This is a genomic window from Maridesulfovibrio pacificus (SeqCode), from assembly GCF_048612815.1.
GTDB lineage: Bacteria > Desulfobacterota > Desulfovibrionia > Desulfovibrionales > Desulfovibrionaceae > Maridesulfovibrio > Maridesulfovibrio pacificus.
This window is the reverse complement of sequence record NZ_JBLZNE010000001.1, coordinates 2,938,623-2,964,425: the sequence shown is the minus strand read 5'-3', so window position 1 is coordinate 2,964,425 and position 25,803 is coordinate 2,938,623. Positions and strand designations below refer to the sequence as shown.

The following is a 25,803-nucleotide window of genomic DNA, read 5'->3' as shown; positions in this document are numbered from 1 at the left end:
AGAGCAGTTCCTACAGGAAGTACCAGGTCGCGGCGAGGCCGGTGATAGACATGGTAACGGTGTAGGGGAATGCCATCTTAACCATCTGGCCGTATGAGAGCCTGATGAGCGGAGCAATGGCGGAAGTCAGCAGGAACAGGAAAGCAGCCTGTCCGTTAGGAGTTGCAACACTGGGGATGTTGGTACCGGTGTTGATTGCAACTGCGAGCAGGTCGAACTGCGCACGGTCAATAACGCCGCTCTGGAATGCTTTCAGGGTTTCAGAAACATATACTGTTGCAACAAATACGTTGTCTGAAATCATGGAGAGCACGCCGTTGGCGATGTAGTAGGCTGCAAGCTGAACTTTACCTTCAAGGCCGAGCACGTAATGAATGATCGGTGCAAAGAGGTGCTGTTCGTGGATAACGCCTACAACAGCGAAGAAAACAACCAGCAGTGCGGTAAAGGGCAGGGCTTCTTCAAAAGCGTGTCCGATCTGGTGTTCTTCAGTGATACCGTTAAGTGCGGTAAGAACAACAATAACGGTCAGACCGATAAGACCTACTTCCGCAATGTGGAATGCCAGAGCGAGAACGAGGAATACAGCCGCGCAAGCCTGAGTGAACAGAGCTGCTTTTTTCTTGAGGCTCATTTCTTCATCGTTCTTGCGGTCTTCCTCTTCGAGGATTTCACGCACGTTCTGGGGCAGCTGGTAGCCGTATCCGAAGATACCGGTTACTTCCAGCATGATACAGGTCACAAGACCTACAGCAAGTACAGGCATGGAGACAGGAGCTACTCTAAAGAAGAACTCCATGAATTCCCAACCCATGGTTTTACCGATAAGCAGGTTCTGGGGCTCGCCTACGATGGTGCAAACACCACCGAGAGCTGTACCTACAGCACCGTGCATCATCAGGTTTCTGAGGAAGCCGCGGAATTCACCGAGATGGCTTACGCATTCGCCTTTAAGCAGGGTGTCGTCAGAAACAGAACATTTACCTGTGGATGCAAAGCGGTGGTAGATTCCGTAGAAACCATAAGCAACAGCGATGATAACAGCGGTAACGGTAAGTGCATCAAGGAATGCTGACAGGACTGCACCTGAAAGGGAGAAGAGCAGTGAAATCACGATCTTCGATTTAACGCGGGTAATAATTTTAGTGAAAGCATACTGGAGCATGTCTTTCATAAAATGGATACCTGCAACCATGAACATCAGCAGCAGAATTACCGGGAAGTTCAGCACTGTCTCATTATAGACAGTTTCCGGCGAAGCCAGCCCAAGAGCGATTGCTTCAACCGCAAGCAGACCACCTGCAGGGAGGGGGTAGCACTTGAGGGCCATGGCAAGGGTGAAAATGAACTGTCCGATCAACACCCAACCGGTGATAAACGGTCCGGCTACAGCCATGAGAATCGGGTTTAAAATTAAAAATCCGATAATAGTGAGTTTGTACCAGTCGGGAGAATTACCTAGTAGGTTCTTCTGCAGCGCCTGCGACATTGTTTTGGGCACGGGGTTACTCCTTTTGCCTTTTGTGTGGAACCTGGTGATCTGTCTTTATAATGTAGCATACATCAAACCCATATGCATGGATTTGATGTAGTTCTCCGAAATGAAATTTATTTCGGTGCTTCGACGTTACAAATCACTGGGAACCAGCGGGTCGATTGTCAGTTCCGGATAGAGTCCCTGCAATTCTCCTTCAGGATAGGGCTGAAGGATATTGAAGGAGATGTCTTGAGTTTGCTGGGAATGGCCCGCGGTTTCTTCGGTACCATCCCAGAATGCACCGTTAGCTTCGAGAATATGTTCGATACGGTGCCGGAATCCATCAACAAATTTAGCTCCGATGCCTTCAAAGGTCATGTTTCCGAGGCGGAACTGTCCTTTGAGTGCAGCGAAGTCAGAAAGAGGAATCGAGTGCATTTCGAGATCTTCTTGTTTGCTGATATAGCCCCAAACGAGATAGTTGTCAGGTATTTTAATGGGTTCTTCCGCATTTATAATTGTGTGCGGCATTAATATGGTTCCTGCTCCTACTTCGATTCTAGCGTCCTCTTTACCATTGAGGAAAGAGTTAAAGCCTACGAAGGAACGCTTACCCATACGGGTGTATATTACCTTACCGCCGTGCGGGGTAACAACTTCGCCATCGTAAACTGAATTGATGATGTAGCAGTTTTCCTGAGCGTTGGCGCCGGGGCCGAGGGTGGAGTTTTCAATGTATGAGCGCTGGGCCACGAGAACATTTTTATCCACTTTGCAGTCGCCTTTAAGAACTGCGTATGGGCTTACCGATGCTCCTTCAGGAACGTCGATGGTAAGCTCTGGCTTAACTGAAGAGTATATGGGGACGAAGTCTTCTTTACGGTTATCAAAGAAGTCCATGAAAATCCCTTTCGGTCTGTTATCTTCCATGCGGATGTACTTGGTAAGGATCTCTTTGGGGTATTGGTAGTTGAATTCAAATGCGCCGTCCGCCTTGACCCATACACGCCCAGCTTTAATGCGTTTATGGGAAAGTTCCCCGGCCTGAACGTAGGAGTATGCTCCTACTGCGCAGTCGTGGCAGATTGAAAGGTCAACTGAGGAGAAAGGCTCAAGGAAACAGCCTTCCACGGAAGTTCCGTGAATATTTGCGTAATGTAGAGACACGGTGTTTGAAATTTTAAAACACTCAAGGTTTTCAGGGTCGTGGGAGTTGTTGTGCACGAGGGTTTTCATCAGAAAACTATCGCGGATCTTAATGACTTCGTCATCACGGAGCTTGATCTTCTGACCGTTGACTTCTACCACGCTGCCCTTTCTCTTCAGCTCATCACCACGGATATCGCTCTTATAGAGCACGGAGTGGTTTACTTTACATTTGCCGAGGAAATAGGTCCCGCCAATACTGGAGTGGCGGAAGTTGAACATAAGCGGGTGGTTGTAGGTCAGAGAATAAAAAGCGTAGTAAAGCGCGAAGCTGTCTTCGGGGATAAGTCCTTTGATGTAGGGTCCCACATTCACAAGCGGCTCGCGCAGGTTAACGTTTACTCGGTTGACGATATGGTCAATAAGCTTGTCCAGCTGTTTCATAAATCCTTCTCGCTTTTTGTTGAGCACCGGAAGTCGTAGGCGGAAACCGGCAACAGGGTTTGCACAAGTCGGACGGTTCCGGCACGCCTTGCCGAAACCGTCCTTCCCTATGTTTAATAGTCCCTTATAACCCTATATTGTTAACCCGGCAAGAAGACGGGCATACCCATAATAGGCCAGATGAATTTGACGAATATTGCGACAACAACCAGCAGCATGATACTTGCGGGGATACCGTACATGAAGAATTCCCCGGTGGTGAACTGCTTGGAGTCGTAGGCGATTGCGTTGGGAGCCGCACCTACCAGCAGGAGGAAAGGCATACCCGCAACAACCAGAGCTGCGAAGAGGATTACTTCCGGTGCTACGCCGAGGTAAGGCGCGATAACAAGTGCCACCGGGAGCGAGATCGCAATTGCCGCTACGTTCATGATGAAGTTGGTCATCATCAATACGAAGAAGGCGATGGACATGATGAATACGAATCCGCTTGAATCCTGGAAGAGTACCAGCCAGTTGACCGCCATCCACTTAGCAGCACCGGTGTCCCAGAGGCAGAAGCCGATGGACATGGCACCAGCGAAGAGGAGGATGATGTTCCAGGGAATGTCTTCAAGGTCATTGATGTCCAGAATCTTGAAAACAAAGAAGGAAATGGATGAAAGCAGAATGATGGAAGTTTTGTCGATGGCCTTCAGTTCGGGAACAAAGGAGCGCAGGCTCATGACCAGAATTACACCACCGACGAGAACTGCAGCCAGCTTTTCATCGCGGGAAAGGGGGCCCATCTGCTTGTTGAGTTCGCGGGCTTTTTCACGCAGACCGGGAATAACGGCTTTTTCAGGCTTCAGGAAAATCATGAAGAAGCCCCAGAGCAGGAAGATCATGGTCCAGCCGATGGGAGCCATGTAGTAGGACAGTTCAAAGAAAGTGATGTCCTTGCCCAGGATCTCGTTGTAAAAACCGATGGCAACAGCGCCGCGAGCAGCACCAAGCAGAGTGACGATAGAACCGGCACCGGCAACAAAAGCCATACCGATGAACAGACCCTTACCGAACTTAGTGGGCTTATCTCCTTCACCGTAGAGGGAGTAGATCGCCAGCAGCAGCGGGTAGACGGTCGCAGCAACAGCGGTGTGAGCCATAATATGGGTCAGCAAGGCAGTTACAACGAATACACCCAGATAGATGCGGCTGGTCTTTTCGCCGACAACCATGAGCATCTTGTACGCCAGACGCTTGGTCAGTCCGGTTTTAGTGAACACGAGCCCGATCATGATGGAGGCAAAGATAAACAGGACGGATGGGTCCATGAAATCTTTGAATGCCACTTTGGGGTCGCGAATGAAAAACATGGCCTGAAGTACGCCGATGGCCAGAGATGTTACGCCGATGGGCACAACTTCAAATACCCACCATGTACCTGCGAGCAGGAAAACGCCGATTGCGCCTTTAGCTTCTTTACTTAAAACAAAATGCTGCCCACCGGGGTCAACTGCGTCGGGCCATGCCGGGCAGTAATAGACAATAGTGAACAGGGCAATGCCCAGCAGCATAAAGAACAGCCTCTTGAAATCAAATCCGGGCTTGGTTGCAACTTCAGCAGTCATTATCTCAGCTCCTTACAATTAGGCTGTTTCAATCTCGCAGGCGAGAATTGCTTTTCTGATGTTTTCAAAAATGTCCCCAAGGCGAAGAACCCCGGTTACATTACCGTCTTTATGTACCAAAATAGGCTGATGCAAGCCGAGTACAAATGAGTGCAGGGCCTTATCTATGCTGTCTTCTTCGTTGATCATCTCATTGAGGTGAGGAGCATGCATCAGGTCTGCGACCTTCAGTGCTGCGCATTTCTGGCAAAGAGTGCTCATAGGTTCAGACCAGAGGTTGAAGTCAGTGTAAACTTTCTGAACGTATTCTCTGCTCAAGGCGCTTTGATGCCTATCGTTTTCCATTCTGAAATAGCTCGGCTCCATAGATTTAAAAATGTCGAGCATAGTTACTTTTCCGATGATTTTGCCGTCTTCATTCTCGACCAGCAGGTCACGATGCGGATGTGAAAGACCCTTCTTTTCACTCTGTATGACCAGTTGAGCCATTGCTTCTTGGAGTGTTGTGTCCGTTTTAACCCGGCAGTATTCATCTGCTGGAATCATCAGGTCTTTTGCTTTGAAATTTTTCACATTTTCCCCCTATTTAGGTTGCCCGGACAGAGTTATGGCGCTTAGTGCTCAGGTGCGCAGAACCTGCGCAATGTTTTGATGAGCGCGGCAATATCTACCGGAACTGAAATTTCAGCACATGCCCCCAGATTCATTGCCTCAATGGAAAGCGGAATCTTATTGTGCCGATTAATTAAAACAACTTTCAAATCAGGAACAATTGCTGAAATATCTTCCATGAATTTCAAAGAACTCCTTCCGAATTCAGACAGGCCCAGCACTATGCCGTCCAGTTTGTTTTCGCGGATGAATTCTTTTGCCTCATCCAGATTACCGGATTCTGCGACACTCAGGCCTTCACTCCTGAGTCGCAGTACAAGGTGTTCACGAAATTCCGAGTCCTTCTCAACAATCATTATTTGCATGTTTTAGAATGTTGTCTTTGCTGCTGGCCGGGAATTCGGTCTTTGCAGCACCCTGCCTCTTAAAGCACTCGGTATGCCAGATAAAATAATTCCATGTATAACAGAGTATTAAGCTTGGTGAAAGATGTTTTGTTTCTTTTTGTTGAAACAAAATGAACCATTGTGAAAACTTTCTCAAGAAACAAAGTGAAACAAAAAGAAACAATGCAGGAGTGTGTGATAAAATCAAGGAAAGTTTATAGGGGGTTAGGCGGGCTTATTTGCGGTAAAAATTATCGCCGCAAGACAGCTTTCCGTCTTTGTAAGCTTGGAGGACATGTTTCACCGGACCGATAACATCGTCGAGGACTTCGATCCCTTTCCATTTGAGATACTGGAAATGTTCGTCATCAATTCCGCCGCAGACTACAGCGTCTGTGTTGTCGGATGTTGCGAGTGCACAGAGGTCATCTGCCGAAGCCTGCGGTAAAACGATAATGCGTTCACTAAGTTCACCGCCGGATTTGACTTTAACCAGCAGCACGTCGGTGGCAAGGTCGAAGCGTGGCGCTACCTCATTGTTGTGCAAAGGGATCAGGAGCTTATGCGACATAATTTACCCGGTGATGGAGTGTTTCTTCATCTTGCGCCAGAGAGTTGCGCGGGACCAGCCAAGTCTTGAGGCCGCTTCACCTTTACGTCCCCCGCATTTGAGCAGGGTGTCCATGATCATTTGTTTTTCGGCATCATCCCAATTCTGGGCAGAAGAGTATCCCAATGGAGCGGTGCGTTCCAGTGCTGCATGGCTGGATTCTGTAACCGGGCGCAGTATATCCTGCTCGGTCAGATAGGCGGGCAGGTGTGCGGACCCGATTAAATCCCGGTCACAGAAGTTCACAGCGTATTCTACTATGTTGCTCAGTTCGCGAACGTTGCCGGGGTATCTGTAAGCGGATAGAATCTTGGCTGATTTTTTGGAGAAGCCTTTAATTTTCTTGTTGAATTTGTTGCAGTATTCCATGAGGAAATGGTTTTTGAGCAACAATATATCATCGCCGCGTTCCCGCAGTGGGGGCAGATGCAGATGGACCACGTTCAGCCTGAAGAGCAGGTCGGCGCGGAAGGTCTTTTCATGGACCATCTTTTTCAGGTCCCGGTGGGTGGCGACAATTACCCGCACATCAGCATTAAAGCCACGAGAGCTTCCCAGCGGGTGGATGACCTTATCGTCCAGAAAAGAAAGCAGTTTTACCTGCAAAGGCAGGGGAAGGTCGCCGATCTCGGTCAAAAAGAAGGAGCCGTTGTGGGCCAGTTTGATGCGGCCGGGGCGGTCCTCGTTCGCTCCGGTATAAGCACCTTTTACATGTCCGAACAATTCAGATTCGAGTAGTGTTTCCGGCAGGGCGCCGCAGTTTACTTTAATGAACGGAGCTCCTGCACGGTCTGAGGCATTGTGAATAGCCTCGGCCAGTACATCTTTACCTGTCCCGGTTTCCCCGGTGATCAGTACCGATGAGTCCGTTGCTGCAATGGATGGAACCATGCTGAAAATTTTCACCATTTCCGGGCTGGTGCCGATCAAACCGCCCAGAGAGTATGCTTTGCTGGCTGAGCTGCTCAGTTCCGCGACCTGCCGGATATCCTGAATGGTTTCTATGTACCCGGAAATGACATTGTCGCTGTTAACGATAGGTGAAATATTGAGCCGGATAGGTACCTTGGTCCTTGTGCGGTCGATGATATCCGCATCCACGGATACAGTCTGGAAATCTGCCTTGTCGGCCATTACCGGGCAGCCTTTGAAGCAATAGTCGCAACGAAGCCCGAGGTAGCATTTCAAGCCCTGCATGGAGTCGGGGTCAGCCCCGGTGATGGTCTGCCATGCACGGTTGACCAGTTTGACCCTGCCCTCGATGTCCAGCACGGCAATGCCGATAGGAACTTCGTTCAAGAGATCCGGGAGCTTGAATTGCTGGCCCATCAGGCCGCTGATTATATATTGAGCTTCGTTTGACACGTTGTTTTGATAACATGAATGTTTTTGATGCGCTATCGCGCTTTTGCTGCAAAGATTTTTGCCTCCGGCGGCTTAAACCCTTTGAAAAGGGTTTAAGAATCCCAAACTTTTTTGATAGGCTTCGCCCGAGGAAACAAAATTATGAAAACATATATATTCATACCTCCGGTTCGTAAGCCTACCGGTGGAATCACCGTTTTTTGCCAGATTGCTTCAATCCTCGCCCGCCACGGTAAGGATGTTCAGCTTGTTATGCGTGAGAAAGGAAGCTGGATGCCGCAGATTGCAGAAGGGTATCCTGACCCTGTTCATTGGGATGAAGTCAAACTTACTACGGATGATCTCTGGCTGGTACCCGAGGGCTGGGTGAACAGCCTTGCACCGGGACTGAATGCCGGGGCACGCTGTGTGGTTTACTGCCAGAATTGGGCTTATCTGTTTTCATCTTTGCCGGAGGGTGTCTCGTGGGCGAATCTACCTGTTTCTTTTCTGGCGGTTTCCCATCCTGTTGAATGGTTCATGCAACAGACCGTGGGCAAGGTTTCGCCAATCTTGAGACCGGGTATTGATACAAAGCTATTTTATCCTCCAGAAAAGAAGTCCGGTGGGAAAATTAAAATTGCTTACATGCCACGTAAGAATAAGGCACTTGTGAGCCAGATAAAATCCATTTTTGAATCCCGCAATCCCGGTGCTGAAGTCCGTTGGGTGGAAATTGCCGGTATGGATGCACAGGGTGTGGCTGATACTTTGCGCTCCTGTCATATTTTTCTTGTTTCCGGTTTTCCTGAAGGCTGTCCGCTTCCGCCACTTGAATCTTTAGCTTCCGGTTGTATTCCCGTTGGATTTTCCGGTTTCGGCGGTTGGGACTACATGCGTCAGATAGAAGGCGCGACCTTTAAACCGTGGTGGCCGCTGCGCGAAGTGCCGTGGTCCGGCAATGGATTCTGGTCCGCAGATGCTGACGTGCTTGATGCAGCTTTCAACCTTGAAAAAGCTATTACTCTCTGGCGCGAGGCCGGCCCCATCCTTGACAGTGCTCTTGAAGCAGGGCAACAGACCATCCGTTCGTATACTATGGAAGAGCAGGAAAAGACTGTTCTGGATATCTGGGACAAGTTTTAAGAACTTTTTTATCAGTTTCAGACTTAAACTTGTGCCTCTAAGGCACAGCCTTCCGCGAAAGCTCAAATCACCAACCAAAAGGTTATGAAGAGTTCAGAGAAACTTTTGCAAAAGTTTCTTTGGCCGCCGGAGGCGAAATCTTTTCAAAAAAAGCGCGTAGCGCATCAAATAATAAAATGGCTAAGAAAAAAAGAGCATTGCCCCAGAGCGTGGGCATAAATATTCCGGGCGTGGAAACCCATGCCCATCTGGATCAGGACGATTTTCGCGAAGATCTGCCGGAAGTTATGGCCCGGGCCAAAGAAAGCGGTGTCGGTAAAATCGGTAACGTGTTTTTGGGACCGCAGGCTTATCATGAGAACAAAGGACTCTTTGCGGATTACCCGGAAGTGTTCTTTTTGCTGGGCGTACATCCCAATGATTCCGGTAAATTTGTGGGAGAAGACATTGATGCCATGCGCGAGGCTTTCAAGGATGATTCGCGTTTGAAGGCAGTCGGCGAGATCGGTCTTGATTTTTACTGGGACCGCGTACCTTACGATGTGCAGGAAGATGTGTTCCGCAAGCAGCTCCAGTTGGCCGAGGAATTGGACCTTCCGGTGGTGATTCATAGCCGGGATGCGCATGAGCGGACCCTTGAGGTGCTGGAGGATTTCGGTTGGTCCGGCAAGCCCTTGCTTTGGCACTGTTTCGGCGGTGATGCGGAAACTGCAAAGCGCATCATTGATCACGGCTGGTACATTTCCATCCCCGGTCCTGTTACCTACAAAAAGAATGAGGTTGCGCAGGAAGCGGTTAAGTCTATCCCAGTTGAACGTATGGTGCTGGAAACAGATTGCCCGTATCTGACCCCTGAACCTTGGCGCGGCAAGCGTAACGAGCCTGCGTTTGTGGTCTTCACTGCCGCCAAGGTTGCGGAATTGAAGGGTATGGAAGTGAACGAACTTTGGAAAATTTGTTCAGATAATGCGTACGAGTTCTTCGGTTTAGGAGATTAGGATGATCAGAAAGGCTTTGCCCGAAGAATATGGTTTTTTAAGCAACCTGTGGCTTGAAGCTTCCATTAAGGCTCATGATTTTGTTCCCTCTGAGTTCTGGGAAGGCAATGTAGATGCCATGCGCAATGAATATCTTCCAGCCTCGGAAACATTGGTCATTGAAAACGATGGCGATATTGCGGGCTTTATCTGCCTTCTCGGTGAAACTGTTGCCGCTCTTTTTGTTTCTGTAGATAAGCAGGGAACGGGGTTTGGCTCACAGCTTATGCAACATGCAAAAGCGGAGCATGAAAATCTTAATCTTTGTGTCTATAAAGAGAACAGCCCTTCTGTTTCATTTTACACAAAACATGGCTTCAAGGTAGTTGAAGAGCGTGTAGACGAACACACCGGACGAGTAGAATTTGTGATGGACTGGCAGCGTTAAGCTGTCAGTCTTTTATTTTACCACCACCCGGTTACGCCCGGATTCCTTGGCGTAGTAAAGCCTTTTATCTGCAATATTCAGCAGGGTGTCAGCTGATGCTTCCTGACATTCTTCAACAGAAGCAATGCCGCAGCTGGCAGTGATCTTGATCTTCCCTTCCGGTGCGGAAATGGTTGCAGCTTCACAGGCTGCCCTGATCCTTTCCGCCACAATTTCAGCTTCTTTTTTTTCTGAACCGGGCATGAGAATAACAAATTCCTCTCCACCGTAACGGCAGGGGATATCCACTCCCTGACGGCTGTTTTCGTGCAGGATATGTCCCATTGATCGCAGGACCACATCTCCGGTTGCATGGCCGTAAGTGTCGTTAACGTTTTTGAAATTGTCCACATCGATCATGATCACGGAAAGCGGACCGCCACGGCGTTTAAAACGCTGGATTTCCTCGCGCATCCTGATGAAAAGATAGCGGCGCATATACAGCCCTGTCAGGCTGTCTTCTATGGTCTGACGGAAAAGTCTCGAATTTTCGATGGAAATTGCAGCTACTGTAGAAATGATTCCCAACTGAAAGAGTTCGGAAATATCCCATTGCTGTTCCTTGGCGCGATAAAGAGTCACGAACCCTCTGATGCGGTCGCGGGAACCTACCAGCGGTACGCAGAGACATGTCTTGTCCGTCTCGCAGTATTCTGAAGGCAGGGGGTAGATTGATTCGTCACAGACCGGCCGGACTACAGGTTTCAGGGATTGAGCAGCTTCTTCCATTGCTTTTGTCAGTGGAATTTCTTCATCGATTATGAATCTGCGTCTTTGCAGTGAAGCAGCAATTCCTTTTAGTTGGTCGTATTCATCATACATCATCAGGGTTGCATCCTGACAATTCCCCAGATCACAGAAAGCTTCCAGAACACGGTCTACAAGTATATCCGGATCGACTTCCATAGCTAGAAGTCGGGTTGCGAAATTTACGGTCAGCAGGGTCGAATCAAAATCGAATTTATCAATGGACATATTTGGCGAGGTGTTAATGTTGGTAGGTAATTAAAAGCATACAACGGGTGCGGACAAAAATATAGTGCTAGGTTTTAATGAAATTTTGCGCAAATTTTTTTGTTCAAAAGTAAGATTGACAAAAAAATTATCATGAGTACAAAAAATTATGGAGCTGATAAAAAATTATTATGAGGGAGAGTCTTTTGCCAGCCAAATCTAAAGCTAAATCAAGAAAGATTGATAACTATGTTCCTTTTGTTGAATTTTTGGGAACATTTCTGGGCGAGAATTGTGAGGTAGTCCTGCATGATACTACCAGCAAGGAGAAGTCGGTCCTTGCTATTGCCAACGAACATATTTCCGGGCGCGGAGTTGGCGCGCCGCTTACTGATCTGGCCCTTAAGTTCATGGTTGATGAGATCTACCGTGAGAAAGACTGGATGATGGGCTACACTACTGAGGGCAGAAACGGCCATATTCTTCATTCTGCAACATATTTTATTAAGGATTCGGAAGGTGAATTGCTTGGCATGCTCTGCCTGAACATGGATACCTCCGACATGCTGGCCGCCCGTGACCTTATTAATAAAGTTATTCACAGTGCCGGGTTTGACCGCAGTGTACGCAAAGAAGATTACGCAGCATCAGCAGTAGAGGAAGAGCACAGCGAGACTTTTCCGAAATCCATGGAAGACCTGACAGAATCACTGATTGTAAGGGTCATCTCGGATACGAACATCCTTCCTGAGCGTATGACTCCCGAAGAAAAAATGGACGTGGTTTCAACCCTTGATGAGCGTGGAGTCTTTATGCTCAAGGGTGCTATCAAGGACGTAGCCAGACATCTGGCTGTATCCGAGGCCACAGTCTATCGCTATTTGCAAAAGATTAACGATAAATAATTATCACGGTCATAGAGATTTTGAACCGGATTGAACTCTTGTGAGTTTGGTCCGGTTTTTCATTTGTGAGTAAGAGTAAGGCTGTCTTTGCTTATTCCGTAAAAAAGTAAGTATTCATTTTCTGAATAAAATATTTTTGTCTCTTGGTAATAAAATTTTCTTGATTGAATAAAATTTTATTGACGTGTGATTTTCTTATCGCTATACGTGAATCCGTAGCAACGTGAATGTTGTTTTTCTGAACTCAAAGAAAAGTATTCATACAGGAGATAGTAATGAAGAAAGTTGTTGTAAGTGAGAAAGCCCCGGCAGCAGTAGGCTGCTACTCTCACGCAATTGAGACTGGTAATATGGTTTTCACCTCCGGCCAGCTGCCCATTGATGCAGAAACCGGAAAAATGCCTGAAGGACCTGCTGCTCAGGCCAAGCAGGCTCTCGATAACCTTAAATATGTTCTTGAAGCAGCCGGAGCCACTATGGATGACGTGGTCAAAACCACCGTGCTGATCCAGAACATCGAAGACTTCGCTGCAATCAACGAAGTTTACGCGACTTATTTCTCTGAACCGTTTCCCGCACGCAGCTGCTTTGAAGTAGCTAACCTCCCTCTGGGTGCTCTTGTAGAGATTGAGGCTGTTGCGGCTAAATAGTTAAGCCAGCTGTGGTGCTGCCGGGTGAAATTTCAGAGCCGCTTGCGGCTCTTACAAAGGAGTGGAAAAATGTCTAAGGAATCAAAATTCAAAGAGTTCGGGCTGATCATCAAACTGCTCATCGGTATTGCGGCCGGTGTTGTGATCGGTCTTTTTGCCAACCATGCGGTAATGGAAGTTGTGGTTACTGCTAAATATGTAATGGGTCAGTTTATCTTCTATACTGTTCCCCTCGTTATTCTGGCTTTTATCGCTCCTGCGATTACAAGACTTGGCCAGAACGCTTCCAAGATGCTGGGTGTGGGCGTCAGCCTCGCTTACCTTTCTGCAGCTGGTGCGGCCACTATGGCTGCTGTTGCCGGATATGTCCTCATCCCTCATCTTTCCATTGCCACACAGGTTGAAGGTCTTCGCGAGCTTCCCGAAGTTGTTTTCCAGCTGTCCATTCCGCCGATCATGTCTGTAATGACCGCGCTGGTAACCGCAGTAGTACTCGGTATCGCAACCATCTGGGTTAAAGCCAAGACCTTTGAAAGCATGCTCAGCGAATTTGAAGGCATTATGATGCAGGTTGTCAGCCGTATCATCATTCCTGTTCTGCCTTTCTTTATTGCAACCACCTTTGCAGGTCTTGCTTACGAAGGCAGCCTCACCAAGCAGCTCCCGGTTTTCCTTGAAGTTATTGTAATCGTCCTTATCGGGCATTTCATCTGGCTGACTTTCCTGTACACCCTTGCCGGAATCATTTCCAAGCGAAATCCCCTTGAAGTTTTCAGACACTATCCTCCCGCATACCTCACTGCGGTGGGTACCATGTCCAGTGCTGCAACCCTGCCTGTTTCCCTTGAATGCGCAGGTAAATCCAAGGCTCTGTGCAAGGATACCGTTGAATTCATGGTTCCTCTTGGAGCAACCATCCACCTCTGCGGTTCCGTTCTGACTGAAACCTTCTTTGCCATGACCATCTCCATGATGCTCTACGGCACCCTTCCTTCCGTAGGCACAATGGCTCTGTTCATTCTGCTCTTCGGTATCTTTGCTATCGGCGCTCCCGGTGTTCCCGGCGGAACCGTTATGGCTTCCCTCGGTATCGTTGTCGGCGTACTCGGCTTCGACCCCGCAGGTGTAGCTCTGCTGCTGGCAGTATTCGCCCTGCAGGACAGCTTCGGTACTGCTTGTAACGTAACCGGTGACGGTGCTCTTGCTCTGATGATGGAAGGTATCTTCAACCGCAACGGTGAACTTGATAAAGCCCGCGCATCCTAAGCCCGGTCTTCCATTACCCTGCGGAGTCATGTGGCTCCGCAGGGATTTCAGAACAAAGTATATTTAATTTTCATAGCGGCAGCCCTACAAGAAGTATTTGAGATTATTAATCCCGTAGGGAAGTCGGAGGCATCATAATATGATCAATAAAAAATGGTCTGAATTCGCAAAAATTCTCAAACGTGAAGTTGTTCCTGCTCTGGGTTGTACTGAGCCCGTTGCAATCGCTCTTGCTGCTGCCAAGGCCGCTGAAACCCTCGGGAAAGAAGCTGAAAAGGTAGTTGTGAAAGTAAGCGGTAACCTGCTTAAGAACGGTATGGGCGTAGGTGTCCCCGGTACCGGAATGACCGGTCTGGATATTGCCGCTGCTGTAGGCGTTACCGGCGGTAAATCTGAGCTCGCACTGGAAGTTCTGCGTGATCTTGATGCTGAGCAGCTGGCAGCGGGCAAGAAATTGATTGCTGACGGGCGTCTGCATGTTGAGCTGGCTGAGACTGAAGAACTGCTCTACGTGGAAGCGATTGTTGAAGCCGGTGAAGATTCCGCTCGCTGTGTGATTGCTCGCGCGCATGCAGCCATTGTTCAGGTGGAAAAGAATGGCGAAGAGGTTTTCTCTGCTCCGTGGCTCAGTGAAGATAAAGAAGAGTCCGGCTGCACCATGACCATGAAAGAAATTTATGAGTACGCAACCGAAGCTCCGCTGGAAGACCTGCGTTTCATTCTTGAAGCGGTGGAACTTAACGAAAAGGTTGCCGCTGAAGGCCTTGCTTCCGATTGGGGCCTCAAAGTAGGTAAATCCATTGCCAAGGATATTGAAGACGGTATCCGTTCAGATGATATTGTCTCCTACGCGATCAAGATGACCGCAGCAGCTTCCGATGCACGCATGGAAGGCATTCAGATGCCGGTAATGAGCAACTCCGGCAGCGGTAATCAGGGTCTGACAGCAACATTGCCTGTTTTGGCTTTTGCCAGACGCCGCGATGCCAGTGAAGAACTGCTTATCAGAGCCTTGATTCTCAGCCATCTTTCCGCAGTGCATATGAAGAGTCATCTCGGTAAACTTTCCGCACTCTGCGGCGCCAGCCTTGCTGCGACAGCTTCCGGTTGCGGCATTGTGCTTGTCCTCGGCGGTGGACTGAATGAAGTGGAAAGTACCATCAAGAACACTCTCGGTGATATTGCCGGGATGATCTGCGACGGCGCAAAAACCTCCTGCGCCCTGAAGGTTTCTTCCGCAGTTGAAGCAGCCATCAACTCCGCATTGCTGGCTATGAAAGGTATCTCCATCCCCGGTAAAGACGGTATCCTTGACGATGACATTGAGACCTGCATCCATAACGTGGGCCAGCTCGGTTCCGTGGGTATGGCTCAGACCGATAAGGTAATCCTCAAGATTATGACCGGAAAGCATACCACTGCCCCCGCAGCATAATTTTTTAAGAACTACACCTCCCCCTTAAGATCCGCCCTCCCTCGGATTGAACAAAAAGCCCCCGGTTTTACCACAAACCGGGGGCTTTACTTTGCTTGAGTGGAGGAGGTTATTCATTACTCAAGCATAGTCTGCTGATGATTTCGTCCTGCACTTTTTTGCAGAGCTCGACAAAGAAAGCGCAGTATCCGGCCTCGCGAACAAAGAGGCCGTAGTAATCATCAGGGGTCTGCTGGGCTTTGAGCAGGGTATCGTTATCAACGTAATTGAACTGCATCTGACCGTTGCCGAGCACGGAGGCAGTGCACAGCAGGGCGATGAATCACCTTTCGGTGAGTAGGAATCATGTATAGCCTGAAGGAATGAGGGGATTTCTAGGCTTATGATTCCGTTTCGACTGTACCCACGGATTTGATTATAATAGTTGGGCTTTGTGTATCGGCTCCCCTGCGGATTGGGGTGGCCCAACGATATCCCAGTGGGGGTGAAACTGGGATAGAACTCCGTGAGTTCGCGATTAAAAAAGTCATTTGTGTTCGTTAAAGCGTGTTTATAAAAAAATTAAAACAGGGCAAACCCCCTCCCGCTAAGGGGAACGTTAAAATTTTTGCATAAAAAAGACGAAGCAGAAAAGTTACTGCTTCGTCTTATGATTTTATTGCGCTTTGCCCCACAAAGGGGGAAGCCTTAATAAAAGTTTCTTTGGCTCTTGGAGAGCCGCCGGAGGCTTAAACTCCCAATTTCTCCGCGATTGTCTTAGCCGCGCGGCGACCTGCGCCCATGGCTGAGATTACTGTTGCGGACCCGCCTGCGATATCACCGCCTGCGTATACATTAGGAATAGAAGTCTCGCCTGTTTCTGCATCGGTTACGATGTAACCCCACTTGTTAAGATCAAGGCCGGGGGTTGCTTCGAGCAGTACCGGGTTGGCCCCGGTTCCGACTGCGAGGACAACCATGTCGACTTCCAGTTCCTTGGTCTTTCCTTCTACTGCAACGGGACGGCGGCGACCGGATTCATCAGGCTCGCCAAGCTCCATAACCTGAAGTGTCATAGATTTAACGTGTGAGTTTTCGTCACCGTTGATGGCAATGGGGGAGGTGAGCAGCTCAAGCTGTACGCCTTCCTCAATTGCATGGTGCAGTTCTTCAAGGCGGGCAGGCATTTCGTCCTGCGTACGGCGATAAGTGATGTATACGTTTTCAGCGCCGAGACGCAGGGCGGTGCGGGCTGCATCCATAGCCACGTTACCGCCGCCGATTACAGCCACGTTCTTGGCTTTGGGTGCGGGGGTGTCGTGGTTGGGGAAATCGTAGGCCCGACCGAGGTTGATGCGGGTCAGGTATTCGTTGGAAGAATATACGCCGACGAGGTTTTCACCGGGAATATTCAGGAACCACGGGAGTCCTGCGCCAACACCGATGAATACAGCATCAAAACCGTCTTCGAAGAGATCCTCTACAGTTATGGTCTTGCCACCCACGTAGTTGGGCTGGAAGGTAACACCTTTGGACCAGAGCGCACCCACTTCACGGGCTACGATGGATTTGGGCAGACGAAATTCAGGGATACCGTAAATCAGTACGCCGCCGACTTCGTGCAGGGCTTCATAAACTGTTACAGGAACTCCGCGTGCGGCAAGGTATCCGGCTACGGTCAGGCTGGAAGGCCCGGAGCCGATGCAGGCGACCTTGAACTGGTCGTTGGGCAGGGCACAAGCGGTGTGTCCGGTGATCATTTCGCATGCGGAGTCACTGTCGAAGGTGTCTGCAACAAACCTTTCGAGACGTCCGATAGCAACAGGTTCATATTTTTTGCCGAGGATGCAGGACCCTTCACACTGGGATTCCTGCGGACAGACTCGTCCACAGACGGCCGGCAGAGCGTTGGTTTCCTTGATAACGCGGTAAGCGGAAGGAATGTCGCCGTCGGCCAGATGCTTGATGAAACTTTTGATGTCGATTTCAACAGGGCAGCCTTTCTGACAGAGCGGCTTTTTACACTGCAGGCAGCGGGCAGCTTCAGCCATGGCTTCTTCTTTGGAGTAACCGAGGGCTACTTCGCTGAAGTTTTTGTTGCGGACGTCAGCCGGCTGTTCCGGCATTGGGGTACGGGTGGGGGTAAAATTCTGTTTATTCACCATGGCAGTTGCAACTCCTGAACATTTGCATTGAAAGGTCTTCCTGCTCCTTATACTGGGTAAGGCGCATTTTCAGTTCATTGAAATCAACTTCATGACCGTCGAATTCAGGGCCGTCCACACAGGCGAATTTGGTTTCTCCGCCAACACTGCAACGGCAGGCTCCACACATGCCCACGCCGTCAACCATGATGGAGTTCAGGCTGACTGTTGTTTTAACACCGAAAGGCTCGGTTACTTTGGCAACCGCTTCCATCATTGGAACGGGACCGATGGCAACGACTTCCGCAACGTCTTTGTCCTTTTCAAGGCGTTCGCGCAGGAGATCGGTGACAAAGCCTTTGTGACCGCTGGAGCCGTCATCGGTGGCGATGAGAAGTTCGGGGCAGAAGAAGCCCAGTTCAGTACAGAAAAGGAGCATGTTCTTGCTGCGGGCTCCGACAATGGCGACAACGTGGTTGCCGGCAAGGTGGTGTCCCTTGGCAATGTGGTGCATGGCTGCGATTCCGGTACCGCCGCCCACACAGATGACAGTTCCGGATTTTTCAATATGGGTGGGTTTACCCAAGGGACCGCAAACATCAAGGATGGTGTCCCCTTCGTTTAATGATTCAAGCAGGGCTGAACTTTTGCCGACTACGAGATATACGATAGTAATGGTTCCGGCTTCTTTGTCAGTGTCAGCAATAGTCAGCGGAATGCGCTCGCCTTTTTCATGGATGCGTAGAATTACAAAATTTCCCGGTTTAGCCTTTTTGGCAATTTGAGGACAGTCAAGGACCAGCATGGATGTCTGGCCTGGGATAAGTGCTTTTTTAGTCAGAATTTTGTTGCTCATAATCTCCTACACTGCTTAAGTTTCAGGGGAAGTTAAGGCTTTCCCCACCGGATTGCAAGTTTCAGACTGATTATAAGGTGTTGGCTTTTCCCTTTCTGTGAAAAAACTGAAATATGCGCTTCCCTCGCTAAGTTTTTTTCAGTCTTTTAAATTTTTTCCCGCTTTTGCCGGTCAAAGCCTTACCATCAGTTTGATTACGTGGCTCGCCCCTCTTGCCAATTCTGCGCTGAAGTATTATATCTTAATACAACTTAGCAGAAGTTTATTTTCATCAGCTTCCACGGACGGAAGCCGGAAATACCGCGTATCCTTCAGGGATGATTGCGAATAATCGCAGATACGGCGGATTGCCATTAATGGCAGTCGGCCTTTTTTTGTGTACGCGGAACGGTTTTTTCTGGTGGAGAAAGTAGTGAGAATAGCAGCGCAGGGAATCAGCCAATATGCTGATAATGCGAAAAAGTGGTCCAGAGACACTGCAGCCGAAGTGGAAAAGGTGAAGGCACGCGTGGTTACGCGTAAATTCGGCTTTAATATCGGTAAGCTCGGTATAAACTTCACTGCAAAGGACCTCGAATTTGAACCGGACGAAGCAGCAAAGGCTTCGCGCGAATTCCGATCAAAAACCTACCCCCGTACTCAAAGCGAAGAACAGCACGTGCAAAATGTGCATCAGCAGCTCGCTCTTACCCAAACGGCTTTTTCCGAGGATTCCGCCATGTTCAATCCCGGGAGCACCGGTTACATGAGGACCAGGGCAATCAATGCCTATTCCCGACAGTCCGGCGCTCTTGAATATACGCTTCCGGGCAGCGCTCTCGGCAAAGTCTGATTCCAGTAGTATTCATAATCCACAGTCTGAAGCAGTTTTCCTGCACGGTGTAATTTTCCCATTCCCTTTAACCCTGAGAAATAATTAACACCTGACTACGGAATGCGATGCAGTAGCAGTATCAATTTTTATAGACCTGATTATCCCTTTAATATAAATTGATGGGTCAATCAATTCATTTTGTGAAAATTTAGCAACATTTCTTTATGAATGTAATAAAGTTGTCAGGTTAGTTTTGATTTCTATTCAAAGACGATCAGTTATTGCTTGCCGCAACCGTAATTACATATTAGACAGCGGCTCACAAATACCGTAATAAGGAATCCCCTTAACCTCTGCTCCAAAACGGGACAGGGGACATTAAAAGAAGATAACATAAGGCGACGACCCTTGGAGGCCGCCGACTTTTCCCATATGGCTAAATTAGATAAAATAAGAAATTTCAGTATCATTGCGCATATTGACCACGGCAAGTCCACTCTTGCGGACCGTATCCTTGAAATCACCGGAATGGTTTCCGAGCGTGAAAAAAAGGACCAGTACCTTGATAAAATGGAACTGGAACAGGAACGCGGGATCACCATTAAGGCCCAGACTGTGCGTATTCCGTACAAGGCCAAGGATGGCGAGGAGTATATCCTCAACCTGATCGATACTCCCGGTCACGTGGACTTCAGCTATGAGGTTTCCCGAAGCCTTGCCGCGTCTGAAGGCGCGCTGCTGGTGGTCGACTCAACTCAGGGGGTTGAAGCGCAGACCCTCGCAAACGTATTTCTGGCACTGGACCACGACCTTGAAATCGTGCCTGTGCTTAATAAGGTGGACCTGCCCAGTTCTGATTGTGAACGAGTTGCGCAGGAAATCGAGGAAGTCATCGGACTGGATTGTTCCGAGCCGCTTATGATCAGCGCCAAAACCGGCCTGAATGTGGAGGATGTGCTTGAGTCTATCGTGAAGGATCTTCCTCCTCCGCAAGGTGATCCTGATGGTCCGCTCAAGGCCCTGATATTCGACTCCTGGTATGATTCGTATCAGGGAGTTGTTGTTCTGTTCAGGATTCTGGACGGTACCATCAAGAAGGGCGACAAGATTCAGATTCATTCCACCGGACGTACTTTCGATGTGACCACCCTTGGTGTTTACACCCCTGAACCGCAGAAGGCCAAAGAGCTGGCTGCCGGTGAGGTAGGTTTCCTCTGCGCCAGCATGAAGGAGCTCAATGATGCGCCCGTGGGCGATACCATTACCCTTGCCGTCAATCCGGTTGAAGATCCTTTTCCCGGCTTTCAGGAAGTTAAGCCCATGGTTTTCTGCGGACTCTATCCGGTGGAACCCGCCGAGTATGAGCCGCTCAAGGCCGCGCTGGAAAAATTGCAGCTCAACGACACCGCGTTCTCCTTTGAACCGGAAACCTCCACAGCTCTTGGCTTTGGTTTCCGTTGCGGTTTCCTCGGTCTGCTGCATATGGAAATTATTCAGGAACGTCTGGAACGTGAGTTTCAGGCCAAGCTAATCGCTACTGCGCCTTCCGTTGTCTATCAGGCAAGGCTTAACAATGGCGAAGTGCTTGAAATTGATAACCCCAGCAAGATGCCCGACGGCGGAGATCTCGAATCTCTGGCTGAACCTTTCTGCCGCCTTGAAATCCACGTGCCGAACGATTATGTTGGCGCGGTACTCAAGCTCTGTGAGGAGAAACGCGGAATTCAGAAGGACATGCGTTACCTGACATCTTCAAGGGTTATCATCACTTATGAAGTTCCTTTTGCGGAAATCATGTACGATTTCTTTGACAAGCTGAAGTCGCAGACCAAGGGTTATGCTTCCCTTGATTACGAAATTATTGATTATCGCGAATCGAATCTGGTAAAGCTCGACATCCTGATCAACACTGATCCGGTGGATGCATTCTCAGCCATTGTCCATAAGGATTCAGCATATCCTTTCGGACGTTCACTTGCCCTTAAGCTGAAAAGAGCAATCCCGCGCCAGATGTTTGAAATTGTTATTCAGGCCGCGATCGGTCGTAAGATCATCGCCAAAGAACGAGTGGCCCCGTTCAGGAAAAACGTTACCGCCAAGTGTTACGGCGGGGATATTTCCCGTAAGCGCAAACTTCTGGAAAAACAGAAGGAAGGTAAGAAGCGCATGAAGAAAATGGGTAACGTTGAGATCCCGCAGGAAGCTTTTATGGCCGTTCTTAAGGCCGGCGAAGATTAAACGACCCGCCCTGTGTTAAACGCAGGAAACTATAAGGATATTAATTATGAATCCCAGATGGCAGAGCACTGTGAAGGAATATGTTGAAGCTCTTTTTATCGCACTCATATTGGCTCTTTTTATCCGAACCTTTATCGTGCAGGCCTTCAAGATTCCGTCCGGTTCAATGTTGCAGACTCTCCAGATCGGAGACCATCTGCTGGTAAGCAAATTTTCCTACGGTGTGAAAGTTCCCTTTACCGGGAAGGTTGTCGTGCCGGTTGGTGATCCCGAGTATCAGGATATCATTGTCTTCAAATATCCCGGGGATCCCAGTAAGGATTATATTAAAAGGGTTATCGGCGTACCCGGTGATACTGTGGAGATCAAGAACAAGAAGGTCTTCGTAAACGGTAAGGAGCTTGTTGAGCCTTACGTGCAGTACACCGATACCACCCACGTTTCAACACTGCGCGACAATATGCCGCCTCGGGTAATTCCCGAAAACGAATACTTCGTTATGGGTGACAACCGCGATGGATCCAACGATTCCAGATTCTGGGGCAACGTTCCCAGAGAGAACATCTTAGGAAAGGCGTGGATTATCTACTGGTCTTGGGGCGGTCCCAAGACCGTTCGCTGGGAGCGGATCGGAGACATCCTGCACTAAGCGCACACAGTTGAAATCTGGATACATGAAAGCCCCGGTACGTTTGTACCGGGGCTTTAGTTTTTTTGGACAATTTTCTCGTTATTAATTAAGCAAAAAAGAAATTGATTACATTATAGTTAGAGTAATTATGTGAGCTGTGGTAGGTTTTTAGTCGGGAGGATTTATGTTTTCTGTCTTTCGCTTCCTATTTGCGGCCATTTGCGGTGCATCTGTTTTATGCATGCTTTCCGCTTCCCAAAAGTATTTAATGGGTTGGCCTTTAGTTCCGCAGTCCTTTTTGGTCCCTTTAATTTTTGGAGCTATAACGGGGTGTGTTTTCTATTCTTATACTTTGTTGCTCCGTAAGAATCTAAAGGCAAAGAAGATTTTAGAAGCGCGGGACATTCAGCTGGAAACAGTATTGTCTGCTGCCCCCATAGGCATAGGGGTAGTTGTTGATCGTGTTTTTCAGGAAGTGAATGACTTTTTCTGCGAAATGACAGGTTATTCCAGAGAGGAATTAATAGGCCAGTCCTCACGTGTTGTTTATCCTAGTGATGATGATTTTGATGGCGTCAGTAAATATAAATATGCCCAGATAAGAGAGAAGGGAACCGGTTCGGTCGAGACTAGATTCCAACGTAAAGACGGTAAAATTATACATGTCATTCTGAGCTCAAAGCCTTTGGACTACAATGACTGGTCAAAAGGAGTTTCTTTTACTGCACTGAATATTACCAAAAGGAAGGAAGCAGAAAATTTACTTTCCAGACGTATCGTCTTTGAAAATCTGGTAAGTAAGGTTGCCTCTGATTTTCTTAATCTGTCTGTCGGGGATATAGATAGAGGACTTACAGAGGCTTTAAAAAAAATCTGCCTTTTTGCCGGAGTGGGCAGGGCGTATATATTTCTCATGCGGGGTAACACTTCTTTTTGCGATAATACCCATGAGTGGTGTGCCAAAAATATAGAACCGCAAATTCACAAATTACAGAATTTAGACTTGAGAGAGTCCGGTTCCCTGCTTTGGGAAACTCTTTGTAGAAGAGAGTCTTATTATATCCCCGATGTCTCCGCATTGCCGGATAATTTGCCGGACAAAGAGATTCTTCAAGTTCAGGATATATGGTCTGTGCTTATTGAGCCGATGTATTTTAATGATCAACTGGTCGGTTTTGTTGGTTTTGATTCTGTGCTTGAGCATCGGAGATGGTCCGAAGAGGACATGGATATATTGTCTTTGTTCAGTAAGAACGTTGCCTTGGTTCTGGAGCGAAAAAAATCAGAGGAAAGACTCATTGCAGCAAAGTTGGAAGCCGAATCAGCTAATATTGCTAAGTCGGAGTTTCTGGCAAATATGTCCCATGAAATCCGAACTCCTTTAAATGGAATTATGGGTATGCTGCAATTGATGCGCATGGGCGGGATGAATCAGAAGCAGGAAGAGCAATGCGAATTTGCTATGGAATCCTGTAAACGGTTAACCAATCTTTTGGGTGATATACTTGATGTAACAAGAATTGAATCCGGTCATCTGCAAATAATTAATGCTGAATTTGATCTTCATAATGCTTTGAATTCTGTTCATGCCCTTTTCAAGCCCGCAGCCATTCAGAAAAATATTGATTTGCGGGTTGAAATTGCTGGGAATGTTCCGAAATTAATGGTTGGCGATATCAACCGTCTGCATCAGATATTTAATAATTTGATCGGTAATGCTTTGAAATTCACTGATTCCGGGTTCGTTTTAGTGGAAGCGTATCTTCTGGGCCACAATCAGAACGGTAGTTATAAAATTTTGTTTTCTGTTTCAGACTCAGGAATCGGGATTGAGGACAGTAAGCTGGATTCAATTTTTAATTCATTTACCCAGATAGAGGCTAGCAGAACTCGAAATTATGAGGGAGCAGGTTTAGGGCTTGCTATTGTAAAGCAGCTTTTGGAATTGATGGGTGGAACTCTTTCTATAAGTAGTGAAGTTAATACCGGAACATCAATTTGTTTTTCTTTGGACTTTGGAGCTGTTGAGCAACGCTCTGACACTAATGAAAAAATTCGTATTTTGGATAAAAGTTCTATTAAGGAATTTGAAGTTCTTGTTGCTGAAGACGAAAAGGTAAACCTGCTCACGCTTAAGAGTTTTCTGGAGCAATATGGCTGTAATGTTTCAGTTGCTAGTGATGGGTGTGAAGTTTTGAATCTTCTGGGTGCTGGGGAAATAAAGTTTGATTTGATTTTTTTGGATATCCAGATGCCTAAAATGGGTGGACTTGAAGCCGCTCACCGGATCCGCAGTGGTGAGGGTGGAGAGGCTGCTAAAGAGATTCCAATCATAGCATGCACCGCATACGCCATGGCGGGAGATAAAGAAGAGTTTCTTGCTTCGGGCATCGATGACTATTTGGCCAAACCAACACAGATTGGTGATGTTGAAAAGCTCCTGATTAAATATTCAAGCAAGAGATAAGTTGTTTTTTCCGACTTTCATTGACTACCTGCCCTGCTCTGGTATTATTTAAGGTAATAAATAGTCCTGCGCTGCAGGAGGGTGGTAATATGAAATTATTCACTAACAGGAAATTGATTCTTGCCTTGTGCCTTACAGTAATGGGTCTGCTCTTTGCCGGCGTGATGAATGTATTTGCTTCCGCAGCAACAGATTCAGGCAAATGGTGGGAGGCGATTACTCCGGAAGGCAAGCTTGTAATTATTGCTTTTGCCGTTGCAGGCATTGCCGTGGTTATAGTGTATTTTTCTGTCTTGAAGCCCAAGATGCCCGGTAGCGGAAAGTCCGATTTTACCCTTAAGAAATACGAAGAAGATCTGCGTGATAAGGTTGCCGAATTAAAGGTTGATCTACAGTTGCTTCGTGATGTTGATTCTCCGGAATCCCGTAAAATATCCGCAGCCCTTAAAGAGGCAGAGCAAAGATTGCTTTTTATTGAGTCCGGGTATGCGGATTCCCTTAAAGCAATTGCCGGACTTGCAGAGGAATTGGAAATTCTGCGAGGCTGGGTTTCTGAGACCGAGATTGAATCTGCCGAATCCATGCTAGCTTCCGGTGATAGCGCAGAAGCACGTTCTATCTGGGCCAGAATTGCGGAAGAGTCCGGCGTGAAGCGGAAGGCTTATGCCCGCCGCGAAGCTGATGCCTATTTTCATCTGGGATTGCTTGCTAAAAATGATCTTGATTACGATGGAGCCATGGAAGCTCTGGTTAAGGGGATCGAGACCGGTAAGGCCGGAGTTGTTCATATTTATGAAGCAGGACAGCTTGCCCTGATCATTGAAGATTATTGGCAGGCAGAAGCCTTGTTCAAGCAGGGCTTGGGTATGGCCTGTGACACTCATGAGTGTACCCGGAGTATTATCAGTAAATGCCAGACCGGGTTGGGCGATGTCTTCATGCATTCCAACAAGTTTAATGAGGCTCTGCCCCTCTATGAATCCGCACTTGCGGCGGCTGTATCTATTTATGGTGAAGAGTCGGTTCCTGTTGCTGATGGCTGCACCCGTGTGGCCCAGTGCAAGAGAAAAACCGGATCCCATGATGAAGCAGACGAGCTATGCCGCAGGGCTTTCAGTATTTACTCCAATCTTTTGCCGGATGCTCATCCCAAGTTCATTACTGCCCGAAAGCGTTGCAAAGCTAATAAATAACTTTGAAAGGTCGGCAACTTAGCGTATCGTAC

General features: G+C 48.1%; 23 protein-coding genes. 12 read left to right on the top strand and 11 right to left on the bottom strand.

Translation table 11 applies throughout. From position 1 onward, the window contains the following. Positions 1-10: 10 nt before the first annotated feature. The 7 genes from nhaB to ACNI23_RS13730 form a co-directional block, all read right to left on the bottom strand. Complete coding sequence (gene nhaB, locus ACNI23_RS13760) at positions 11-1,501, bottom strand: sodium/proton antiporter NhaB (RefSeq protein WP_420249484.1); 1,491 nt, start codon at positions 1,499-1,501, stop codon at positions 11-13. 126 nt (positions 1,502-1,627) lie between these two features. Further along, positions 1,628-3,067, bottom strand: coding sequence for a transferase (locus ACNI23_RS13755; protein ID WP_420249483.1), 1,440 nt, complete (start codon positions 3,065-3,067; stop codon positions 1,628-1,630). A gap of 140 nt (positions 3,068-3,207) precedes the next feature. Further along, positions 3,208-4,677 carry an SLC13 family permease gene (locus ACNI23_RS13750; RefSeq protein ID WP_420249482.1) on the bottom strand — a complete coding sequence of 490 codons (1,470 nt, stop codon included), beginning with the start codon at positions 4,675-4,677 and terminating at the stop codon, positions 3,208-3,210. An 18-nt stretch (positions 4,678-4,695) separates the two neighbouring features. Further along, positions 4,696-5,250, bottom strand: coding sequence for a CBS domain-containing protein (locus tag ACNI23_RS13745; RefSeq protein WP_420249480.1), 555 nt, complete (start codon positions 5,248-5,250; stop codon positions 4,696-4,698). Between the two features lie 41 nt (positions 5,251-5,291). Next, positions 5,292-5,645 carry a response regulator gene (locus ACNI23_RS13740; protein WP_420249479.1) on the bottom strand — a complete coding sequence of 118 codons (354 nt, stop codon included), beginning with the start codon at positions 5,643-5,645 and terminating at the stop codon, positions 5,292-5,294. A 265-nt stretch (positions 5,646-5,910) separates the two neighbouring features. Next, the gene (locus ACNI23_RS13735) at positions 5,911-6,246 is read right to left on the bottom strand and encodes a NifB/NifX family molybdenum-iron cluster-binding protein (protein ID WP_420249477.1); all 336 of its coding nucleotides are present in this window, start codon (positions 6,244-6,246) and stop codon (positions 5,911-5,913) included. Between the two features lie 3 nt (positions 6,247-6,249). Next, on the bottom strand, positions 6,250-7,614 hold the full coding sequence (locus ACNI23_RS13730; RefSeq protein WP_420250573.1) for a sigma-54 interaction domain-containing protein: 1,365 nt from the start codon (positions 7,612-7,614) through the stop codon (positions 6,250-6,252). 177 nt (positions 7,615-7,791) lie between these two features. Between ACNI23_RS13730 and ACNI23_RS13725 the strand changes: the two genes are divergently transcribed. From ACNI23_RS13725 to ACNI23_RS13715, 3 genes are all read left to right on the top strand, one after another. After that, positions 7,792-8,775: a glycosyltransferase gene (locus tag ACNI23_RS13725; RefSeq protein ID WP_420249475.1), complete on the top strand. Its 984-nt coding sequence runs from the start codon at positions 7,792-7,794 to the stop codon at positions 8,773-8,775. A gap of 176 nt (positions 8,776-8,951) precedes the next feature. Beyond that, positions 8,952-9,773: a TatD family hydrolase gene (locus tag ACNI23_RS13720; protein ID WP_420249474.1), complete on the top strand. Its 822-nt coding sequence runs from the start codon at positions 8,952-8,954 to the stop codon at positions 9,771-9,773. 1 nt (position 9,774) lies between these two features. Then, the gene (locus ACNI23_RS13715; RefSeq protein ID WP_420249472.1) at positions 9,775-10,200 is read left to right on the top strand and encodes an N-acetyltransferase; all 426 of its coding nucleotides are present in this window, start codon (positions 9,775-9,777) and stop codon (positions 10,198-10,200) included. 12 nt (positions 10,201-10,212) lie between these two features. Here the strand turns inward: ACNI23_RS13715 and ACNI23_RS13710 are convergent, their stop codons facing one another. Further along, positions 10,213-11,214 (bottom strand): sensor domain-containing diguanylate cyclase, encoded by a 1,002-nt coding sequence (locus ACNI23_RS13710; protein ID WP_420249471.1) that lies wholly within the window; start codon positions 11,212-11,214, stop codon positions 10,213-10,215. A 185-nt stretch (positions 11,215-11,399) separates the two neighbouring features. On the opposite strand from ACNI23_RS13710, the gene ACNI23_RS13705 reads away from it, so the two are divergent. The 4 genes from ACNI23_RS13705 (at position 11,400) to ACNI23_RS13690 (ending at position 15,449) form a co-directional block, all read left to right on the top strand. Further along, positions 11,400-12,098, top strand: a complete 699-nt coding sequence (locus tag ACNI23_RS13705) for a helix-turn-helix transcriptional regulator (protein ID WP_420249469.1) — start codon at positions 11,400-11,402, stop codon at positions 12,096-12,098. Positions 12,099-12,373: 275 nt separating this feature from the next. Beyond that, positions 12,374-12,748 carry a RidA family protein gene (locus ACNI23_RS13700; protein ID WP_420249467.1) on the top strand — a complete coding sequence of 125 codons (375 nt, stop codon included), beginning with the start codon at positions 12,374-12,376 and terminating at the stop codon, positions 12,746-12,748. Positions 12,749-12,817: 69 nt separating this feature from the next. Then, on the top strand, positions 12,818-14,014 hold the full coding sequence (locus tag ACNI23_RS13695) for a dicarboxylate/amino acid:cation symporter (protein ID WP_420249466.1): 1,197 nt from the start codon (positions 12,818-12,820) through the stop codon (positions 14,012-14,014). A gap of 139 nt (positions 14,015-14,153) precedes the next feature. Then, positions 14,154-15,449, top strand: coding sequence for an L-cysteine desulfidase family protein (locus ACNI23_RS13690; protein ID WP_420249464.1), 1,296 nt, complete (start codon positions 14,154-14,156; stop codon positions 15,447-15,449). Between the two features lie 109 nt (positions 15,450-15,558). Here ACNI23_RS13690 and ACNI23_RS13685 read toward each other — a convergent pair whose 3' ends face one another. The 3 genes from ACNI23_RS13685 to ACNI23_RS13675 form a co-directional block, all read right to left on the bottom strand. After that, on the bottom strand, positions 15,559-15,726 hold the full coding sequence (locus ACNI23_RS13685; RefSeq protein WP_420249462.1) for a glycine radical domain-containing protein: 168 nt from the start codon (positions 15,724-15,726) through the stop codon (positions 15,559-15,561). Between the two features lie 451 nt (positions 15,727-16,177). Then, the gene (gene gltA, locus ACNI23_RS13680; RefSeq protein WP_420249461.1) at positions 16,178-17,593 is read right to left on the bottom strand and encodes an NADPH-dependent glutamate synthase; all 1,416 of its coding nucleotides are present in this window, start codon (positions 17,591-17,593) and stop codon (positions 16,178-16,180) included. Then, positions 17,583-18,428 (bottom strand): sulfide/dihydroorotate dehydrogenase-like FAD/NAD-binding protein, encoded by an 846-nt coding sequence (locus tag ACNI23_RS13675; protein ID WP_420249460.1) that lies wholly within the window; start codon positions 18,426-18,428, stop codon positions 17,583-17,585. The genes gltA and ACNI23_RS13675 overlap by 11 nt, the downstream gene beginning before the upstream one ends. Positions 18,429-18,840: 412 nt before the next feature. Here ACNI23_RS13675 and ACNI23_RS13670 point away from each other — a divergent pair, with 412 nt between their 5' ends. The 5 genes from ACNI23_RS13670 to ACNI23_RS13650 all read left to right on the top strand — a co-directional run bounded on the left by ACNI23_RS13670 (position 18,841) and on the right by ACNI23_RS13650 (position 25,771). Beyond that, complete coding sequence (locus ACNI23_RS13670; RefSeq protein ID WP_420249458.1) at positions 18,841-19,260, top strand: hypothetical protein; 420 nt, start codon at positions 18,841-18,843, stop codon at positions 19,258-19,260. Between the two features lie 414 nt (positions 19,261-19,674). Next, on the top strand, positions 19,675-21,480 hold the full coding sequence (lepA, locus tag ACNI23_RS13665) for a translation elongation factor 4 (protein ID WP_420249457.1): 1,806 nt from the start codon (positions 19,675-19,677) through the stop codon (positions 21,478-21,480). 46 nt (positions 21,481-21,526) lie between these two features. Then, positions 21,527-22,129, top strand: a complete 603-nt coding sequence (lepB, locus tag ACNI23_RS13660; protein ID WP_420249455.1) for a signal peptidase I — start codon at positions 21,527-21,529, stop codon at positions 22,127-22,129. A 166-nt stretch (positions 22,130-22,295) separates the two neighbouring features. Beyond that, a complete protein-coding gene (locus ACNI23_RS13655) occupies positions 22,296-24,578 on the top strand; it encodes an ATP-binding protein (protein WP_420249453.1) in 2,283 nt (760 codons plus the stop codon). Between the two features lie 89 nt (positions 24,579-24,667). Then, the gene (locus ACNI23_RS13650) at positions 24,668-25,771 is read left to right on the top strand and encodes a tetratricopeptide repeat protein (RefSeq protein ID WP_420249452.1); all 1,104 of its coding nucleotides are present in this window, start codon (positions 24,668-24,670) and stop codon (positions 25,769-25,771) included. The last annotated feature ends 32 nt before the right edge of the window (positions 25,772-25,803 follow it).

Coding starts and splice junctions, on each gene's coding strand:
- ACNI23_RS13755 (WP_420249483.1), bottom strand. CDS start 3,067: ATGAAACAGCTGGACAAGCTTATTGACCATATCGTCAACCGAGTAAAC.
- ACNI23_RS13750 (WP_420249482.1), bottom strand. CDS start 4,677: ATGACTGCTGAAGTTGCAACCAAGCCCGGATTTGATTTCAAGAGGCTG.
- ACNI23_RS13740 (WP_420249479.1), bottom strand. CDS start 5,645: ATGATTGTTGAGAAGGACTCGGAATTTCGTGAACACCTTGTACTGCGA.
- ACNI23_RS13735 (WP_420249477.1), bottom strand. CDS start 6,246: ATGTCGCATAAGCTCCTGATCCCTTTGCACAACAATGAGGTAGCGCCA.
- ACNI23_RS13730 (WP_420250573.1), bottom strand. CDS start 7,614: ATGGGCCAGCAATTCAAGCTCCCGGATCTCTTGAACGAAGTTCCTATC.
- ACNI23_RS13725 (WP_420249475.1), top strand. CDS start 7,792: ATGAAAACATATATATTCATACCTCCGGTTCGTAAGCCTACCGGTGGA.
- ACNI23_RS13720 (WP_420249474.1), top strand. CDS start 8,952: ATGGCTAAGAAAAAAAGAGCATTGCCCCAGAGCGTGGGCATAAATATT.
- ACNI23_RS13715 (WP_420249472.1), top strand. CDS start 9,775: ATGATCAGAAAGGCTTTGCCCGAAGAATATGGTTTTTTAAGCAACCTG.
- ACNI23_RS13710 (WP_420249471.1), bottom strand. CDS start 11,214: ATGTCCATTGATAAATTCGATTTTGATTCGACCCTGCTGACCGTAAAT.
- ACNI23_RS13700 (WP_420249467.1), top strand. CDS start 12,374: ATGAAGAAAGTTGTTGTAAGTGAGAAAGCCCCGGCAGCAGTAGGCTGC.
- ACNI23_RS13695 (WP_420249466.1), top strand. CDS start 12,818: ATGTCTAAGGAATCAAAATTCAAAGAGTTCGGGCTGATCATCAAACTG.
- ACNI23_RS13690 (WP_420249464.1), top strand. CDS start 14,154: ATGATCAATAAAAAATGGTCTGAATTCGCAAAAATTCTCAAACGTGAA.
- ACNI23_RS13685 (WP_420249462.1), bottom strand. CDS start 15,726: ATGCAGTTCAATTACGTTGATAACGATACCCTGCTCAAAGCCCAGCAG.
- gltA (WP_420249461.1), bottom strand. CDS start 17,593: ATGGTGAATAAACAGAATTTTACCCCCACCCGTACCCCAATGCCGGAA.
- ACNI23_RS13675 (WP_420249460.1), bottom strand. CDS start 18,428: ATGAGCAACAAAATTCTGACTAAAAAAGCACTTATCCCAGGCCAGACA.
- lepA (WP_420249457.1), top strand. CDS start 19,675: ATGGCTAAATTAGATAAAATAAGAAATTTCAGTATCATTGCGCATATT.
- lepB (WP_420249455.1), top strand. CDS start 21,527: ATGAATCCCAGATGGCAGAGCACTGTGAAGGAATATGTTGAAGCTCTT.
- ACNI23_RS13655 (WP_420249453.1), top strand. CDS start 22,296: ATGTTTTCTGTCTTTCGCTTCCTATTTGCGGCCATTTGCGGTGCATCT.
- ACNI23_RS13650 (WP_420249452.1), top strand. CDS start 24,668: ATGAAATTATTCACTAACAGGAAATTGATTCTTGCCTTGTGCCTTACA.